Origin of the sequence: uncultured Brachyspira sp. (assembly GCF_910588665.1) — a bacterium.
GTDB lineage: Bacteria > Spirochaetota > Brachyspiria > Brachyspirales > Brachyspiraceae > Brachyspira.
Genome location: NZ_CAJUPR010000001.1, coordinates 47,264 through 65,293, shown reverse-complemented (window position 1 = coordinate 65,293; position 18,030 = coordinate 47,264). Strand labels below are relative to the sequence as shown.

Genomic DNA, 18,030 nt, shown 5'->3' with positions numbered 1-18,030 from the left:
GCAATCTTTAATTTATAATTATTTTATGCGGGCATTAATCCACTCTATTATCTCTTTGGAAACATCATCTCTTTGAATATCATTAAGTATCTCATGTCTTCCGTCTTTATAAAGACTTATACTTACATCTTCAAACCCCAAAGATTTATACATATCATAAACCCAAGTAACGCCTTTTCCCATATCTCCTACAGGATCTTTATCACCAGATATTAAAAGAATAGGAAAATCTTTATTCATAGAAGAATAATTATTTTTATCTGAAATTTTATCAATAAGCTCAAATAATTGTATATATGTCTCTATACTTGCAGGCTTATCCAAAAAATATTCATCATCATTAGTTTTTTTAATCTCCTCTTTATCTGATGTAAGCCATGCTAAATCCGACTCATCTTCAGGAAAGAATTTTTTACCATATCCACCTACAGACAATTTATCTATTAAATAAGCTCTTTTTTTTCCGCCGAATATTAATTTCTGTATTTTTGCTATAGCTTTTCCTAAATTTTCTATTCCTTTATATTTTCCTCTTGTGCCCATTATAACAGCGCCGTCTAATTCTTTATAATATTTTATCAAAAATCCTCTTGTTAGAAAAGAGCCCATACTATGACCTATTATAAAATAAGGTATATTAGGATAATCAGCCTTTGTATTTTCCATTAAGCGCTTCATGTCTTCTATTATAAGATTATGTCCGTTATTATCTGCAATATGCCCCATATTATCTTTATTAAGAGCGCTTCTTCCAAATCCTCTATGATCATCTGCATAAACTAAAAAACCCGCTTTATTTAATTTTTCGGCAAACTCTTTGTATCTTCCCGCATGCTCGCCAAGTCCATGAACTATCTGCACAGCTGCTTTAGGCTTTAAATCTGGTATAAATGTATATGTGTACATTTTATGTCCATCTTCAAGAGTAATAACTTTATTAATAATTTCCATAAAATCCTCCAAAATTAATTTATCCGCCTGTATTACTAAAAAATATTATATTTATATAACCTATTTTTCATAAAATTATAATATAAAATCTAAAATTATTTTCAAGTTATATAATATATTTTTTTAACCTCTTTAAATAATTATTAATTTCATTCATAAAATATAGGCATACTTGCAAAAAACATATTTATATTTTAATATGATTTAAAACTGTTTAAGGAGGCCTCAACTTTAATGAGAATAATCGGATTTAATTCAAATAAACTTCATCGCATACTTTTTATAATGCTGCCTGTAATAGCGGCTATAGGATTTTTTATATTTTCAAGTATTACAATAGTTTCTACAGGCGAAATAGGAATAAGAAGCAGATTAGGAAAAGCCATATCTCAGGAAGAGCCTGGGCTTCACTTTAGAATACCTTTTATAGATACTATAAAAATTATGGAAGTAAGAGAGCAGACTGTAGAAAAAATATATTCCGTATCATCAAAAGATATGCAGACAATATCGATGACACTCAATGTTCAGTATTCTATAGGAAGCGATGCTTTGGATTTATATAAAAAATTCGGGCTTGATTATAAGGATAAATTAATCAATCCGAGAATATCCGAAAGCTTAAATGCCGTTTCTGCCAGATATACTATAGAAGAGTTTATAACAAAAAGAAACGAAATGGCTCAGGAGCTTTTAAAAGAAGTTATGGCTGATTTTAACGACTACGGCATAACTGTTGCAGCATGTTCCATAATAGAACATGATTTTTCAGATGAGTTTGATCAGGCTATAGAAAGAAAATTAATAGCTTCTCAGGACGCTCTTACTGCTCAGAATGCTTTAGAAAAAGTGCGTTATGAAGCTGAAGCTGAAATTACTAAAGCTAAAGGTGTTTCAGAGGCTAACAGAATAATGCAGGAATCTCTGACACCTTTATTAATACAGAGAATGTATATAGAAAAATGGGACGGGAAAATGCCTCAGGTTGCAGGCTCAGGCATCTCTCCTATGATACAAATAAAATGATAAATAAAATACAAAAAACTTTTTCTAATATAATGCATCTTATATTTCCAAATCACTGCATAATATGCGGTAATTTAATTCAAAGCGTCAATATGAATTATATATGCATAGAATGTATAAATAAAAAATTGGATTATATACATAAAGACAGATATATAAGATGCATTAAATGCGGAAAAGTCTTAGAAAGTGAAGATTCATTATGCGTATGCAAAAACGAAGAACTTTATTTTGATGAATGCAGATCTATGCTGTATTATAGTAATCATACAACAGACTTAATTCATAAAATGAAGTTCTCTCATAGATATTTGATTTGTAAAGATTTTGCCGCTATGCTTAGTTACTATTATAAAGATTATATTAAAAGCTATGATGCGGTTAGTTTTGTGCCTCTTGGAAAAAACAGGCTTTTGGATAGAGGATATAATCAAAGCGAACTTATAGCAAAAACATTATCAAAAATTCTAAATATAAATTTAATCAATGATATAATCGCACGGAAAAAAGAAACTCAGGCATTAAGTATGCTGAAAAGCAAGGAAGAGAGAATTAATATGATAAAAGATGCATTTACTGTAAGCAGAATCTATAATACTGAAAATAAAATAAATTTGCTTATTATAGATGATGTATTTACTACTGGAAGCACTTTAAATGAAATTTCTAAAGAGATAAAAAAACTAGAATGCATAAATAAAATAGGCTTGCTTACGGTAGCCCGTACTTAAATATTTAATGCTGTTTTAATTATACTTATTTTTATATAAATACTTTATTTAATCTCTTTTAAAACTTTATCCTTTAATTCTGAATCGTTCATTTTATCAGCACACTTTATTAAATTATCATATACCGATCTTGAATAATTTAAATGTTCATTATCAAATGCTATCTTTATAAATTGCCATAATATATTAGTTTTATCATTAATTTCCGTATTGAGTAAAATTTTTAATCCGTTATCCACTATTGATATTCCAGCATGAATATTATAAAAAGCATTATTATTTACAGACTTTATATCTTCAATATTAGTCAAAATGATATTCAAAGCCTCATCATAATTAAAAAGCTTTATTAAATTTTCTATATAGCTGCTTAAATATGAAACTAAATAAAATAAATATTTTTTAGAGAGCATCTGATTTTGCTTATTTTTTTCATAATCTTCATTAGCAATATTAAAAAGTTTTTTATTTGCCTCTAATTCTCCGTCTTTATTTCCTGCTTCAATTTCAAAATCTCTTAATCTCTCCAAATTAATTCTATCCCAATTATTTATACTTGATTTCCATATATTTATAAGTTCATAATATAAATCTTTAAATCCCAATTCCAAAGCATAATGTATGCAGTAATGAATATCTAATTTTTCAATATCCGTTTCAAACCTTATATTACTGTCATATCCTATGGCGCAGTCTGTATTTATTTTTTTCGCTTTCTCAAATAAATCTTTATTATCTTTGCCGTATTTATTAAGCAGGAATGATAAAGCTTTTAATGCTATTCCTATTCCCTTATATTTTGATGTTTCCCTGTCTTTTAATTCCTCTTCAAATAAATAAATGATTATGCTTCTAAGACCTTCTTTATTTAAAGCTTTTAGATTTTTATAATAAATAATAGAAATTGAAAGCCTTGCTCTAAGCAAATAATTCTTATCAACATTATCCTCAGTATCGCAGGAATATTTATTTATCAAATTATTATATTTATCTTTATCATCAAAAAATGTTTTTACTATATTATCAAAATCATTCTGATACATTTCTAAAGCTTTTAATAATTTCTCTTGAAATACCTGCATAATTAAACTCCTACTATTAACAGTAAAAAAATATATCAAAGAAGCTTATAAAAAAGAAAATATATATTAAATATTCAAATTAAGCATATTATTAATGAATATTCCAACTCCGTTTTCTTCATTGCTCTTTGTAATATATTTAGCCTTTAATTTTACTATATTCTCAGCATTTTCAACAGCAACGGATATATTTGCATATTCAAGCATTTCTAAATCATTATTATTATCACCGAAAGCCATTATATTATCTGCATTAATATTATATTTATCAGACAAATACTTTAATGCCTTAGCCTTAGATACATTAGGGCTATGAACTTCCAAATAAACGGGTCTTGAAAATGTATAATATATTTTATCTCCAAAAGTCTGCTCTAATTCTTCGGCTATATTTTTCAATGTACTATTTTCGCCTATAAACATAAATTTACTGAAAGAAAAATCTTCTATATCATCAAAACCAATTGTATAATTATCTATTTCGGCTATTGATATATAAAAATCAAGCCATTTTTTATCAAAAAAACCTATATTCCATCTATCAGCCAAAAATCCCTGATAATATATTTTATATTTTTCAGCAATATTTATTAGCTCCTTTCCTATATCGGCATTTAAACTCTGATTGTATATAATATTGGAATTCTTATCCGTTATCATAGCTCCGTTAAATGATATAAGCTCGGTATCAATATTTAAATCATATAAAAATTTTAAAGCCGCAGATACAGGTCTTCCCGTTGATAATATTATTTTTATGCCCATCTCACAAGCCGCTTTTATAACATTTTTATTATATTCACTTATTTTATGTTGATTATTTAATAAAGTACCGTCTAAATCTGTGGCTATAAGCTTAATATTATTCAATAACTATCTCCAATATTTTAATATCTCTTCTTTAAACTTTCTGGCTTCCTCAGCAGGATCTTCAGCATCTCTTATGCTTCTTCCAGTAATGAATGCAAATACATTAATATCTTTAAAAAGTTTTAAAGTGTCCGTTTCAAGCCCGCCTGTAACGGAAACTTTAAATCCCATTTCGGTTAATTTTTTTATTTTTTCCAAATCACCGTCAGACCAAGTATGTCCAGCCAAAAGTGCATCTCTGCTTTGATGATAAACAGCCTGCGTAATATTCGCTTCTTTCCAAGCCTTTGCATTTTCAAAGGTCCAATCGCCGTAAAGCTCAACTTGAAGTTCTTTAATCTCTTTTAAAGCCGCCTTCATAGTAGGTATTGTGGCGGAACATATAACAGTCATCCAATCGGCGCCTGCATCAGCACACATTCTAGCAACAGTGCCCCCCGCATCGGCACATTTAGTATCGGCTAATATAATTTTATCTGGATACAAAGCTCTAAGACATCTTACAGCCTCCATTCCTTCAGCCAAGCATAATATAGTGCCTGCCTCTATAATATCAACTTCATCTCCGACAGCTTTTGCCGATTTTAAAGCTCCGCTTAAAGAGGTATTATCTAATGCAATCTGCAGTAAAGGTATAGCCATATTTATTCTCCTTAAAAAATAACTGTATTATAAATTTTGTCCGTAATAAGCATTTGAACCATGCTTTCTGAAATAATGCTTATCAAGTAAATACTGCTGTACGGATTTTGCTTCCTGATTTATTTGTATAGTTCTGTAAGCCATTTTAGCAATCTCTTCCATAACAACGGCATTATGAACAGCCTCTTTAGCATCTCTGCCCCAAGCAAAAGGACCATGAGACGCTATTATAATACCGGGTATGTCCATAGGATTAATATTTCTTTTTTTAAGAGTTTCTATAATAACAAATCCCGTATTTTTTTCATATTCTTTTTCAATTTCTTCTTTCGTTAAAGGTCTTGTGCAAGGTATATCTCCGTAAAAATAATCGGCATGCGTTGTACCGAAAGCTGGTATATCTTTTACAGCCTGAGCCCAGCTTACGGCATAGCTTGAATGAGTATGCACTATGCCTCCTATTTCAGGAAACGCTTTATATAACTCTATATGCGTAGCGGTATCGGAAGAAGGATTATACTTTCCTTCTAATTTTTTACCTTCCAAGTCTAAAACCGTCATATCTTCCGCTTTCATTATATTATAATCCACACCGCTTGGTTTAATAGCAAATGTTTTTGATTGTCTATCCAAACCGCTGACATTTCCCCATGTATATATAACAAGATTTTTTTTTACAAGTTCAATATTCTCTTCAAATACTATTCTCTTTAATTCTTCAAGCATATTTTAATAAAATCCTCCCTCCTTCATTTTTTCCAGAACCCATTTTTTTTCTTTTATTACATATTCTTTAGGATTATCCGATTTTTCAGACCACATTTCCATCATAAAAGTTCCATTATAATTAAGTTCTTTTAATAATTTAAAACATTTCACAAAATCAACGCATCCTTCCCCAAAAGCCACTTCTTTAAACTTACCTTCAAAACCTTCTTTAGGGGCTAAAGTATCTTTAATATGTATTGCTGTAATTTTATGAAATCCTTTCCTTATCTCAGATTCAACATCATTTCCCCAAGCAGTTAAATTTCCCAAATCAGGATATACTGTAAGCCAAGGACTATTGCAAATTTTATCATATTCTAAAAACTTAGTTATGGAGTTCATAAAAGGAGTATCCATAATTTCTACGGCAAGCATTACCTGATATTTTGAAGCTATTTCAAGCGATTTTTTTAATCCTTCTATAAATAATTGTTTTGTTTCATCATCTCCTTTCTCATAATAAACATCATAACCTGCTAATTGTATTATTCTTATTCCTATATCACTTGCAAATATTACAGCCTTTTCCATAAGCTCCATAGCTTTCTTTCTAGTATATGGATTTTTGCTGCCCATAGGAAATCTTCTATGTCCGCTGAAACACATAGTAGGTATTTTTATGCCTGTTTCCGATATTGATATTAACAATTCCTCTCTTTCTTTTTTAGTCCAGTCCAATCTTGAAAGTCTTTCATCGGTTTCATCTATAGATATCTCAACAAAATCAAAACCCAATTCTTTAGCGTCCGATAATTTCTGATGCCAAGAAGTGTTCTTTTCCAAAGCTTTTTCATATATTCCAAATAAATTATTGATAATCAACCTCCGATATTCAAGTAAAAAATAGAGAAATAATTAATAAATACTTCCCTGCTTCAAAATTATCATTTATTTCTTAATTCTTCCAAATATCCTGATTCATTAAGTTTCTGCTTAAACTCAGGTTCTGACAGAACATTTTTAATTCCTATAACTCTTACACCTTTTTCAATTGACTCTTTAAACATATCAATAAAATTTAAAGGACAAAAAACCAGATCATAATTAACGGCTGTACTCTTACCTTCTGATAAAGCGCAGTGATGAACATTTACTCCGTTAATACCCAATGACTTAAGAGCTTTTTCAGCAGTCATTTTCATCATCAAACTAGTACCCGATCCATTAGCACAGGCAACTAAAACTTTTAACATAAAATATAATCTCCTTAAAATAAAATATATTACTTCATTTTCTGTCTATAGGCTTCATAATCATCGGTAATTAAGAAATATGTATCTTTATTTCTTCTATACTGTATCTGAGGTATGGCAATCAATATTAATATTATGATGCCTACACCTGCATAACCTAAATATTTCATAATAACTGTAAATCCAGGCCATAATACAGCCCAATCCCACATACCTAAATAACCTCCGTAAGCCGCAAGACCCACCCAATAAGCTATAAAAGCAGAACCGAATACCTGACATAATCCTGATATAAAAGGAAGTATGCAGGCAGCTTTAATACCGCCTCTGTTGTTTGCAAATACGGCTATAGTTGCATTGTCAAAAAATACAGGTATAAACCCTGCTATTATTATAACTGGGCTTTTCATAAGTATCAATGTAATAATAGCAAGAAACTGTCCTGCAGCTCCGAATAATAAACCTATTGTAACGGCATTCGGAGATCCGAAGCCGAAAGTAGCTGCGCAGTCAATACCGGGAACAGCTCCGGGAAGAAGTCTTGTAGATATGCCCTGAAAAGACTGAGTTAATTCCGTAACGAATGTTCTAACTCCTAACTGAAGTATAGCCAAATACACAGCAAAATTCAAAGCTGTAGTTAATGTATAGAAAAAGAAACTCTGACCTTCTTTCATAAATTTATTAGCTACTAAATAATCTCTTCCTAAAGTTATTAATATAATTCCGAAAAAAACCAGCATCAGTATTGAAGTTGATACCATATTTTCATTGAAAATAGATAAAAATCCCGGAAATTTAATATCTTCTAACTTTTTACCTTCACACTTGCCTTTTAGTCTCTCGGCTATAGTGGAAAATATTTTTAAGGCAAATATCTGCTGATGAGCTACGCAGAATCCTCCACCCTCTGTTAAATCCTGAGTAATTTCCACCGTTAAATTAGAGCCTACAGCCCAATATAAACCCAGAAGTATACTCATCATTATAAGCATAGGAGTATCTCCTAATTTAGGAAAACAGAAAAATATCAGCCAAAAAGCCGTAGCAGCCTGCTGTATCTGAACATTTCCTGTAGTAAATATGGAGCGTATTTTTGTAACTTTCCTGAAAGCAACTAAAATAATATTAAATATAAAAGCAATAAGAAGAAGAAGCATTACCTGAGAAAAAGACTTTCCTATATGCTCCATTGCCGACTGAACTGCATTTTGTCCGTAATAAGGATCTATAACTGTAGCCTGCAGATTAAATTTATCTTTCAAGCCCACAAGTATAGGTCTGAAGTTATTCACAAGCCCTCCAGAACCTACCGAAAGTATAAGATAACCTACGGTGGCTTTTAAAAATCCTGCCAAACATTCATACCAAGGTTTTTTTAAAAGTATATAGCCTATCAATACTATAAAACCTATAAAATATGCCGGCTGAATTAAAATATTTTGGGCAAAATATGTCCATATTTTTAATAAAATTTGCATTATTATCTCCTTAAAAATTTAATTAGTTTTCTATTAAAGCATAGAACGGAAAGGAATATTTTGCTCATATTCAAAACAATCTTCAAAACCTCTAGGGTGATGATATCTTACTAAATCTTTATCTCTGGGATAAACATACTTTCCCCCCACTTCCCATATAAAAGGTTTAAATTTATACTGCAGTCTGTCTTTTTTCATTTCATATAATACTTCTATTTCTTTCGTATCAGCCATAAAGTTAGTCCATACATCATAATGTATAGGAATAACAATTTTACATCTTAAAGCCTCAGCCATTCTGAGTATATCAACTGAAGTCATTTTATCAGCTATGCCTACAGGATTCTCTCCGTAAGAGCCTAAAGCAACATCAATATCAAAATCTTTGCCATGTTTGGCAAAATATATTGAATAGTGAGAATCTCCGCTATGATATATATTTCCTCCAGATGTTTTAATAATATAGTTTACGGCTTTAGTATCCATTTCAGGAACTGTATTTCTTAAATCATCAGGCGGTGCGGTTACCAAGCATGTTCTGTCAAAAGAATCTGTAGCTATTATCTCAGTATCCTTAATCTTTAAAGAATCGCCTGGCCTGACAACTATGCATCTATCTGCGGGAACTCCCCATTCAATCCACTTATCTACGGAATATTTAGGACCTATAAAAGGTATAGGTTCTTTAATATTTTTCATAACAGCAGCCGCAACATTAATATCTATATGATCATTATGATAATGAGTTGATAATACGGCATCTAATTTTTTTATTGCAAAAGGATCTATAACAAAAGGAGAAGCTCTAAGATTAGGCTGAAGTTTTCTCACACCTGCCATATTAGCCATTTGATGTCCTGCAACCATATTTTTAGTTTTCTTTGTTCTTTTTCCATTACCGCACCATAAATCTATGCATATATTAGCATCTTCCTGAGTTTTTACCCAAATTCCCACACAGCCGAGCCACCACATAGCGAATGTATTAGGCGCCACAACTTCTTCTTCTATCTCTTCATTTAGCCAAGTCCCCCATTCAGGAAAACTATCCAATATCCAGCCTTCTCTGCTAATTGAATCAATTTTGCTCATATTTTCTCCTTTTTTTATTTAAATTATTTTTACAGCAGTGATAAAATTTCCTCCTCTTAAATTATTAAGATATACTTTTATCATCTTTATTTAATTCATAATCATTGTACAAAAAATATGTATGCTTAAATATGCCGAGCAGATATGCTTTTTAATAAGCCTGATAAAATCAATTCAGCCATTCATTTTTAACGCATCAGCTAATAATTAAGCCTATTATTAAGTATAATAATTTTTATATGTTTTTCAATTCTAATATATTATTATTTTTGTTTATATATTAAAAAATCCTGATTAGAATTTTATGACGGCAGAAACCTGCCGCTGCCTTACTATTTAAAATAGAGTTTTCCGTTCTCAGTTCCGCAATTTTTTGTATTCAGCAATATAATATTTTGGAATATTATTTATTTAAGATAATAAAGATTTATATAAAAAATCACTGCAGAATAATATTGTATATTTCTAAATCGGTTAATTCATCATACATTATTCTTTTAATTTTTTCGCTTTCATTCAATAAATCGGCTATTTCACCCATTAAATCCTGATGCTGTTCATTATCTTCAGCGGCTAATGTAAATAAAAGAAAAACCCTATTTTTTTCATCAAAAAAATCAACTCCGTTTTTTATCTTTAAAAGGGTAATTCCGTTTTCTATAACTCCGTCCTCAGGTCTTGCATGAGACATAGCCATTCCGTCCCCAAGAACAATATAAGGACCAGTTTCTTTTATATTTTTTATAATACAATCTACATATCTCGGCTCTATGCATTTATTCTCAAGTAAAAGCTCCGCACCCTTTTTTACTGCATCTTCCCAGCTGTCAAGACTATCAACTATATCTATTTTGTTTTTTATAAGTTCTTTTAACATACTGCCTCTTAAATAATAAACTTTTCAGCAAGAATAATATTATACTTTTATTTTTATTATTTGTCAATTAATATTTTTTATATGTAAAAAAGCTTCAAAATATTAATTTTAATATATATGCCTAAATTCCGAAAATAAATATCTGAAATATAACATATTTGTATATAAATAGGTTATACTATATAATGTAAATAAACATTGATAAGAATGGGATATTTTATTGCGCAAAAGAAAGAAATACTCTAGATTCAAAATGTATATAGCTACAACCTTTATAGCTTTTATGATACCTACGCTTTTCAGTGTTTCTATTGTATTATCAAATAAGCAGAAATATTTGTATAATGTTATAGAGTATGTAAATAAAGTAAGCCCTGTAAATATACATATATCAGATATAAGCGTATCGTATAAATTAGAATTAGTTTTAGATGATGTTAAGCTCTATTCCAAAAACAAAACAGAACCATTCTTTGATATGGATAGAGCTTCTTTAAGATTTAATTTATTAAGAATATTTGTAAAAAGAGATCCGTTATATCTTTTAAGCGATATAAATATTAATAATGCAGTATTTTATCCCATATTAATGGATATGTCTGTATTTCAAAGCGGCAATACAAATAAAACTTCAATAGAAGATATAATAGAAATAGTTAATAATATAAGTCCTGTATTTATGGATAAAAATATCAATGTTGATAATTTTTCAGCTAAAATATCGGATAATGATAATAATATTACAGAAATATCGCTTAATTCTCTAAATGGTAATTTCAGAAATTACGGTTATTTTCTTTCGTATAACTTAAACTTACCAGATAAAACATTGATACATTTTTTATTAGAAAGCAAAACTAATTTATCGGAAATAAATGCAAGAATATATGCTGAAGACGAACATGAAGATTTATTTGATTATACATTATTTTTAACCAATAACTGCAATGTACTTACCGCAAATTTGCAAAATGAAAATAAAAATGATTTTATAAACTTCAAATATAATTTTGATAATAAAGATATAAATTTCTCTGCAACAAATATAAAAATAAAAAAAGATTCTATATATAAAATTATGAATATAGCTTTGGATACGCCTATAATTTATAAATTTGTAAAATCAGATGTTAAAACAATATCAGGAATAAGCAATTACATAAACACATTCAGAGATGCTGAAATAAATGCTTATGGATATTACTCATTTGAAAAAAAAGAAAAATCATATATTGATTTTGATTTAAATATAAGAGATAAATTATTTAATGCAATGGTAAATGCCGAACTTACTAATAACAGCATAATATTATCAAACGCCTATATTAATATTTTGGAAGGAGATATTATAGCAAGCGGAATTGTGCCTTTATCGGATCCTATTTCAAGTTTAATATACTTAAATATAAATAATATAAAAGCAGGAGTTAATTATTTATCCGCAAAGGCATATTTAAAACCCGTAAACTCCGATAATAATAAGGTAAGATCAATATTTACAGTATCTTCATTAAGCTATGCGAATTCTATGTCGGATCCTATTGCCTTTGATTTTTTATATAAAAAACATGAAAAAGAAATATCGCTTAATTTAATAGCTCAAAGATATGCCCAACCTTTTTTCGCCAGTTATTCTTTTGATAATAATAAACCTGTAATAGCAAAAGCTAAAGGCGTAATACCGCAAGATATATTTGTAGTATTTTTAGGACAAAATATAATAGATAATTTATCATCTCTGAATATAGATTACAGTATGAGCAATGCCAAGTACACATCAGGAAACGGAAATATACATATATTAAAAGCATCATCTAAAAAAATATACACAGAAGAATATTTAATAAGAATAGCGATGACGGCATATAAAAACATTATAGATATAAATGATATTTATTACAGACTTTCGGAAGACGGAGGAATAAGCGCCGATGCCAAAATAGAGTATGATAAAAATTTTAATGTAAAAATAAACGGAAATATTAATACGCCTGCAGGAAATTACGGATTAAGCGGATTTACAGCAGAATCCACTAATGGAAACAAAATAATTTACGCTTCCACAGATAAATCGGAAATAATCGCCAATGGAGTAATAGCCACAAACGGTTTAATAGATTTAAATATAAAAACACCTAAAACTTTAAGCATAAAAGATATAGATTTAAATATAGATGTTGATATAAACAATCATACGGAGAAGCCGTTATATCTGTATGGAAACATTAAAGCAAAAAAGAATTTGGCTCCTATATTTGCTTTAAATATGCAATTTGAGCTCTCTAATCAAAATATAGCGATAACCAATATTGTTTTAGATTACGGCGAGAATAGAGTAATGGGAAGCGGAATTCTAAGTTCTGCCGACGGTATAGGAAAATTTACTGTATTATTAAAAGATTTAGAAAATAACGGCATATTTGCAGCAGACGCTTCAATAAATAAAAATAATATATACGGAAAATTAACCATAAGTCAATTACCTTTTGATATAAGCGGTCAGGCTTACGGTATATTAAGCGCTAATGCTACCATAATAGGCTTAATGAATAATCCTGTAATTTATATAGAAAAATTTGATGTAAATGATTTTCAAGTTCCAGGAATGCAGTTTCATGTATCTTTAAATGGATACTATAAAAAAAATGAAATTGAAGTTAAAGATATGCTTATAACCAAAACAGGCAATTTAGGAATGCTTAACACAAAAACATTTGCCAAAAAACAGCAGATAAAAATTCCTTATGCTTATTTCTCAAAAGAAAGACAAACTATGACTGTGGAAGTAAATAATATGGATATAATAAGTTCATATTCTGGTACAATAGATTATAATATGAGAAAATTACCAAACGGCAAAGATGAATACAGAATACTTACAACTCCTATAACAATAAATAAAAGAAATCTGCCGGAATTTGGAACTACTGTAGTCTATGACGGAGAAAGCATATTATTTACAAACACAAGAGATCATGGAATAAAAGGACATATTGCTTCAGCAGAAGAAAATACTAAAACGGATCTTATTTATGTATATAATGACAATAATATGCTGAATCTGAAAGGCGTAATAAAAAATACAAAAAAAGATCAAATAGATTTGCTTTTAACATCAGATTTGATAAATGTTGAAGTTTTTGAATTATTTAATGTTCTATTTACGGAAATACAATCATCTCCTACAAACTTTAATATAGACGGAAAGCCGTACACTTTGTATGCCAGAATATACGGAGATGCAGACAATGTATCTATAGACGGAAGATTCTTAGGACATGGAAAGAAAGTAAAAATATCATACTTTACAGATATATTTGATGATGTAGTAGTGGACTTCAGCTTTAATAAGCATACATTTAATGTTAATAATCTGACATTTACATCAAAGAAAAAGAAAAATCTGACAATAACAGGCGAAGCAGAAATTTTTAAAAACAATATAAATTATATGGCATTTGATTTGCTTTCATCTGATGAACAGTTAGGACTTTTAGACGGGAATATAAATTTAGGTATAGCTAAAGTAAGAGGACCTGTACATTTAGACCTTGTAATAGGAGGAAATATAAAAGCCCCCAGAATAGGAGGAATACTCACTCTTATGAAAAGCGATGTTCAGCTGTCTACTCTGCCTTCAGGAAGCACATATAAAGAAAGAGTTTACGGCATATTAAATAAAATATATTGGGATTTCACAATAGAAGCTTGGCGCCAGGTTAGAGTTGCACATAATTTAGCAGGTGATGTATATTTGGAAGATGGCTCAAAAATGAGGGTTTATAATACTTTAATTGACGGTATAGAACTTGCTGGAACTATAAATGTAGACAGAGGAAGCATATATTATCTTCAGAATGTATATCAGCTGGAAAATGGCTCTGTTACCTTTCCGCCTAATAATAGTTTAGATCCTATAATAAAAGCCACCGCATACACTTATAAAAAATATTATCCTACAATCGGAAATATATCTTCTCAATCGTATGAAAATGAATTATCGGGAGAAAATGTAACATTATATATGGAAATGGATGCAAGACTGTCTCAGCTAGTATCTTCTGAAGAAAGCGGACTGTCGCCTGTAAAATTTTATACTATACCTGCTTTAGGGCAGTATCAGATTAATCAGCTTGCGGGAATACCTCAGGGAAGTTTCGGAAGCAGAGAGGATCAAATGTTTGCAGACAGTACTGCAAATAGAAGCAGCATCAATAATAATCAGCAGCAGCTTCAGCAGCTTACTATGAATTACAGCGATTTAATTTTAAGAAGCACCGTTTTAAGGCCTGTGGAAAGATGGGTAAGGCAGTTTTTAGGTATAGATTATATAAATTTAAGCCCTACAGTTGTAAATAATCTGCTGTTTGTTACAAATAACTATAATAATATAAGTCCTACATCCGTATGGGACAATACAAGCGTAGGCATAGGCAAATATGTTTCAAAATATTTATATCTGAAATATGATGTTACCTACAGAGTTAATGATACATCAAGACCAAGCTTAAACGGAAGAAACTTGGATCCTTACTATTTTGATCATCAGTTCGGTTTTGAAGTATCATTATTAAAAAATTATAAGCTTGCAAATTTTGTTTTTGAATATAAAATAAATCCTTTCAATATAAAAGGAAAAGGACAAGATTTTAATATTGTTACTCGGTGGAGATTTTAGTGTACTTTATCAATAAAAATTTTATTATTTTATTTTCATCTATTATACTTGCGGCGGCATTATTAATAGCAGCTGAAAGTGATTTTAAAAATTTGCAGACGGCAAAAAATATAGCTGTATATGAAGGGCTCATCATAAATCGTATAGATGTTGCGGGTGAGACAAGACTCACAAAAGAACAAATAATAAATAACTTTCCTATAAAAACTGGAAGCAAATTCAGCAGAATAGAAATAAATGAAGCTATAAAAAAATTATTTGATACTCAGTTATTTGACAGAGTTTCAGTTGATGCCAACAGAGATGAAAAAGGCGTTGTATTAAATATTATAGTAGCTGAAAGATTCATAATAAAAGATATACAGTATGTAGGAAATAAAAGACTAAGCAGAACGGCTCTTAATGATGCTATAAAACCTATAATGAAGCTCGGAGATCCGTATATGCCGCAGAAACTTAATGAAGCTGTAAATGCTATTATTACCAATTATCAGGACAAGGGATATTTAAAAGCGTATGTGGAGCCGAAAGTTACGGAAAATGCGGGAACTTCCGATGTTGTAATTCAAATGGATATAGTGGAGGGAAATGAAGTAAAAGTTTCAAGCATAAGATTTCATGGAAACACATATTTCTCAGCCAATGAGCTTAAAAGACAAATGTCCACAAAAGAAAACGGATTTTTAACGCTTGGAAAATTCAATGAGTTTAAATTTGAAGATGATAAAGCTAAAGTTGTAAAATACTATGCAGATAGGGGATATTACAGGGCTAAGGTAGATAATGTAAAATTTACATATCAATGGAGAGATCCTGAAATAAAAAATGAGCAGGATTTAATTATAGACATATATATTACGGAAGGGGATAAATACTATTTCGGCGATATAGGATTTAAGGGAAACTTTATTATTTCTTCCGACAATATACAAAAAGATATAAAATCGAAAAAGGGAGCTTTATATAATTACACATATCATATTACGGATTTTCAAGGTATACAAAATAAATACTCGGAAAGAGGATATATATTTAGGCAAGTTATACCTGTAATTAATGTTAATGAAGAAAATAAAATAGTAAGTATAATGTATGATATAGTAGAAAATGATAAAGCTCATATAGAAAACATCACTATAACGGGAAATACAAAAACTAAAGACTTTGTTATAGAAAGATATGTTGATATAAAACCAGGAGAGATATTCAATACTGCAAAAATACAAAGAGTTCAGGAAAAACTTTATAATACTCAATTTTTTGATAATATTAATATCGGAGTAAAACCAGGCACTGCTGAAGGTTTAATGGAATTAAATTTAAATGTATCCGAAGGCAAAACTGCTATGGTGTCTGGAGGCGGCGGTTTCTCCACAAGTTCAGGATTCAAAATATTTGCATCCATAAGAGAAAATAATTTTTTGGGAAGAGGTTTGCAGTTAGGATTAAGCGGAGAGCTTGGACAGCAGCAAAAGCGTATTGCCGTAAACTTTGCAGAACCTTATTTACTCAATTTACCTATATATATAGGAGTTGATCTGTCATATTTTAATGAAGGAGTAAATACAGGCTACAGAATAGGAACGGATCAATTCGGCATACCTAAATATTCATACTATACAAGACATGGTTTTGAAGGCATAGTAAGACTTGGTTACTATTTTGCCGATTATTATTCTACATTTATAACATTTGATACTATAGTACAGCAGTATCAGCAATGGCATGATCAGGGAGCTAACGGCAATAGTCCTAATTATGTACTTAGCGATATAAAAAAATATTTAATTCATAAAGTAAATAAAAAGAACGGTTCTTTTGAAAGATGGGAAAGCGATTGGTTTACAACATTCATAATATCGTATTCTCTTCTTAGAGACAGCAGAAATGATTATTTAAATCCTACAAGGGGAAGCTTCTTAAGAGGTATGATTGATTTATATTTCGGACATACTCAGCTTACAAGATTAAATTTAACAGGATTCTTAGCTGTTCCAGCTACCGAATGGCTTTCATTTGCCTTCTATGGCGAAATAGGTCAGATAATAGCAACTCCCGGACTCAGTCTTAGAAATGATGCGGATGTTTTATATTATCTTAATCCGTTTGAAGATATTCGTGGCTGGGATACTTCTGCATATACTGTATTTAAGAAAAACAGAGGGCTTCCAACTTATGACATGAAAGGAGAAAACGGTTCAACAGATTCTTGGAGTTACGGAAGAGCTAAGGTAAGATTCTTTGCAGAGCTCCGCATACCTATAATACCAAAAACTCTGGGATTTGTTACTTTCTTAGATGCAGGTCAGTTATGGATGCCTGCAAGCAGCGGCTGGAATCAAGACGGCGATGCACATAGTTATCCTTCTCAGTTTATGAATATAAAAGATATGTTTGATCCTTCTCAGTATATATATTCCGTAGGATTCGGAGTAAGATTAACAATACCTATATTTAATGTAAGATTCTATATTGCAAAAAGATTTGTATATAATAAAGACAATGTAGGATTTGGAAAAGGTCTTAAAGATTTTGAGGGAGATACTTTTACACCTCTGGGAGCTTGGCTTGGAAGAGGCTGGGGAATTGCATTTACTATGAACCATCCGTTCTATTAAAAAATATATGCTTTTTTATAA

The 18,030-nt window shown here is 30.1% G+C and carries 14 protein-coding genes; 4 read left to right on the top strand and 10 right to left on the bottom strand.

Annotated elements, in window-relative coordinates; genetic code table 11:
* Positions 1 to 18: 18 nt before the first annotated feature.
* Positions 19 to 951 carry an alpha/beta fold hydrolase gene (locus QZ306_RS00380; protein ID WP_295159508.1) on the bottom strand — a complete coding sequence of 311 codons (933 nt, stop codon included), beginning with the start codon at positions 949 to 951 and terminating at the stop codon, positions 19 to 21.
* A gap of 234 nt (positions 952 to 1,185) precedes the next feature.
* On the opposite strand from QZ306_RS00380, the gene QZ306_RS00375 reads away from it, so the two are divergent.
* Positions 1,186 to 1,977: a prohibitin family protein gene (locus tag QZ306_RS00375; RefSeq protein ID WP_295159505.1), complete on the top strand. Its 792-nt coding sequence runs from the start codon at positions 1,186 to 1,188 to the stop codon at positions 1,975 to 1,977.
* Positions 1,974 to 2,708: a ComF family protein gene (locus tag QZ306_RS00370; protein WP_295159502.1), complete on the top strand. Its 735-nt coding sequence runs from the start codon at positions 1,974 to 1,976 to the stop codon at positions 2,706 to 2,708. Before QZ306_RS00375 ends, QZ306_RS00370 begins: the two co-directional genes overlap by 4 nt.
* Before the next feature lie 44 nt (positions 2,709 to 2,752).
* Here the strand turns inward: QZ306_RS00370 and QZ306_RS00365 are convergent, their stop codons facing one another.
* The 9 genes from QZ306_RS00365 to QZ306_RS00325 all read right to left on the bottom strand — a co-directional run bounded on the left by QZ306_RS00365 (position 2,753) and on the right by QZ306_RS00325 (position 10,713).
* Complete coding sequence (locus tag QZ306_RS00365) at positions 2,753 to 3,790, bottom strand: hypothetical protein (RefSeq protein WP_295159499.1); 1,038 nt, start codon at positions 3,788 to 3,790, stop codon at positions 2,753 to 2,755.
* 66 nt (positions 3,791 to 3,856) lie between these two features.
* Positions 3,857 to 4,660: a Cof-type HAD-IIB family hydrolase gene (locus QZ306_RS00360; protein WP_295159496.1), complete on the bottom strand. Its 804-nt coding sequence runs from the start codon at positions 4,658 to 4,660 to the stop codon at positions 3,857 to 3,859.
* Between the two features lie 3 nt (positions 4,661 to 4,663).
* Positions 4,664 to 5,302 carry a 3-keto-L-gulonate-6-phosphate decarboxylase UlaD gene (locus QZ306_RS00355; RefSeq protein WP_295159493.1) on the bottom strand — a complete coding sequence of 213 codons (639 nt, stop codon included), beginning with the start codon at positions 5,300 to 5,302 and terminating at the stop codon, positions 4,664 to 4,666.
* 27 nt (positions 5,303 to 5,329) lie between these two features.
* Positions 5,330 to 6,028, bottom strand: coding sequence for an L-ribulose-5-phosphate 4-epimerase (locus QZ306_RS00350; protein WP_295159490.1), 699 nt, complete (start codon positions 6,026 to 6,028; stop codon positions 5,330 to 5,332).
* 3 nt (positions 6,029 to 6,031) lie between these two features.
* The gene (locus tag QZ306_RS00345; RefSeq protein ID WP_295159487.1) at positions 6,032 to 6,892 is read right to left on the bottom strand and encodes an L-ribulose-5-phosphate 3-epimerase; all 861 of its coding nucleotides are present in this window, start codon (positions 6,890 to 6,892) and stop codon (positions 6,032 to 6,034) included.
* 62 nt (positions 6,893 to 6,954) lie between these two features.
* On the bottom strand, positions 6,955 to 7,263 hold the full coding sequence (locus QZ306_RS00340; RefSeq protein WP_295159484.1) for a PTS sugar transporter subunit IIB: 309 nt from the start codon (positions 7,261 to 7,263) through the stop codon (positions 6,955 to 6,957).
* A gap of 29 nt (positions 7,264 to 7,292) precedes the next feature.
* Complete coding sequence (locus QZ306_RS00335) at positions 7,293 to 8,744, bottom strand: PTS ascorbate transporter subunit IIC (RefSeq protein ID WP_295159482.1); 1,452 nt, start codon at positions 8,742 to 8,744, stop codon at positions 7,293 to 7,295.
* A gap of 33 nt (positions 8,745 to 8,777) precedes the next feature.
* Positions 8,778 to 9,836, bottom strand: coding sequence for an L-ascorbate 6-phosphate lactonase (ulaG, locus tag QZ306_RS00330; protein ID WP_295159479.1), 1,059 nt, complete (start codon positions 9,834 to 9,836; stop codon positions 8,778 to 8,780).
* 439 nt (positions 9,837 to 10,275) lie between these two features.
* Positions 10,276 to 10,713 carry a PTS sugar transporter subunit IIA gene (locus QZ306_RS00325; RefSeq protein ID WP_295159477.1) on the bottom strand — a complete coding sequence of 146 codons (438 nt, stop codon included), beginning with the start codon at positions 10,711 to 10,713 and terminating at the stop codon, positions 10,276 to 10,278.
* Between the two features lie 283 nt (positions 10,714 to 10,996).
* Between QZ306_RS00325 and QZ306_RS00320 the strand changes: the two genes are divergently transcribed.
* Positions 10,997 to 15,391, top strand: coding sequence for a hypothetical protein (locus QZ306_RS00320; RefSeq protein WP_295160003.1), 4,395 nt, complete (start codon positions 10,997 to 10,999; stop codon positions 15,389 to 15,391).
* Positions 15,391 to 18,009 (top strand): outer membrane protein assembly factor BamA, encoded by a 2,619-nt coding sequence (gene bamA / locus QZ306_RS00315; RefSeq protein WP_295159474.1) that lies wholly within the window; start codon positions 15,391 to 15,393, stop codon positions 18,007 to 18,009. Before QZ306_RS00320 ends, bamA begins: the two co-directional genes overlap by 1 nt.
* Positions 18,010 to 18,030 lie beyond the last annotated feature (21 nt).

Excerpts from the sequence above, each read along its gene's own strand:
- QZ306_RS00380 (WP_295159508.1), bottom strand. The coding sequence starts at position 951 with ATGGAAATTATTAATAAAGTTATTACTCTTGAAGATGGACATAAAATG.
- QZ306_RS00375 (WP_295159505.1), top strand. The coding sequence starts at position 1,186 with ATGAGAATAATCGGATTTAATTCAAATAAACTTCATCGCATACTTTTT.
- QZ306_RS00370 (WP_295159502.1), top strand. The coding sequence starts at position 1,974 with ATGATAAATAAAATACAAAAAACTTTTTCTAATATAATGCATCTTATA.
- QZ306_RS00365 (WP_295159499.1), bottom strand. The coding sequence starts at position 3,790 with ATGCAGGTATTTCAAGAGAAATTATTAAAAGCTTTAGAAATGTATCAG.
- QZ306_RS00355 (WP_295159493.1), bottom strand. The coding sequence starts at position 5,302 with ATGGCTATACCTTTACTGCAGATTGCATTAGATAATACCTCTTTAAGC.
- QZ306_RS00350 (WP_295159490.1), bottom strand. The coding sequence starts at position 6,028 with ATGCTTGAAGAATTAAAGAGAATAGTATTTGAAGAGAATATTGAACTT.
- QZ306_RS00340 (WP_295159484.1), bottom strand. The coding sequence starts at position 7,263 with ATGTTAAAAGTTTTAGTTGCCTGTGCTAATGGATCGGGTACTAGTTTG.
- QZ306_RS00335 (WP_295159482.1), bottom strand. The coding sequence starts at position 8,744 with ATGCAAATTTTATTAAAAATATGGACATATTTTGCCCAAAATATTTTA.
- ulaG (WP_295159479.1), bottom strand. The coding sequence starts at position 9,836 with ATGAGCAAAATTGATTCAATTAGCAGAGAAGGCTGGATATTGGATAGT.
- QZ306_RS00325 (WP_295159477.1), bottom strand. The coding sequence starts at position 10,713 with ATGTTAAAAGAACTTATAAAAAACAAAATAGATATAGTTGATAGTCTT.
- QZ306_RS00320 (WP_295160003.1), top strand. The coding sequence starts at position 10,997 with ATGATACCTACGCTTTTCAGTGTTTCTATTGTATTATCAAATAAGCAG.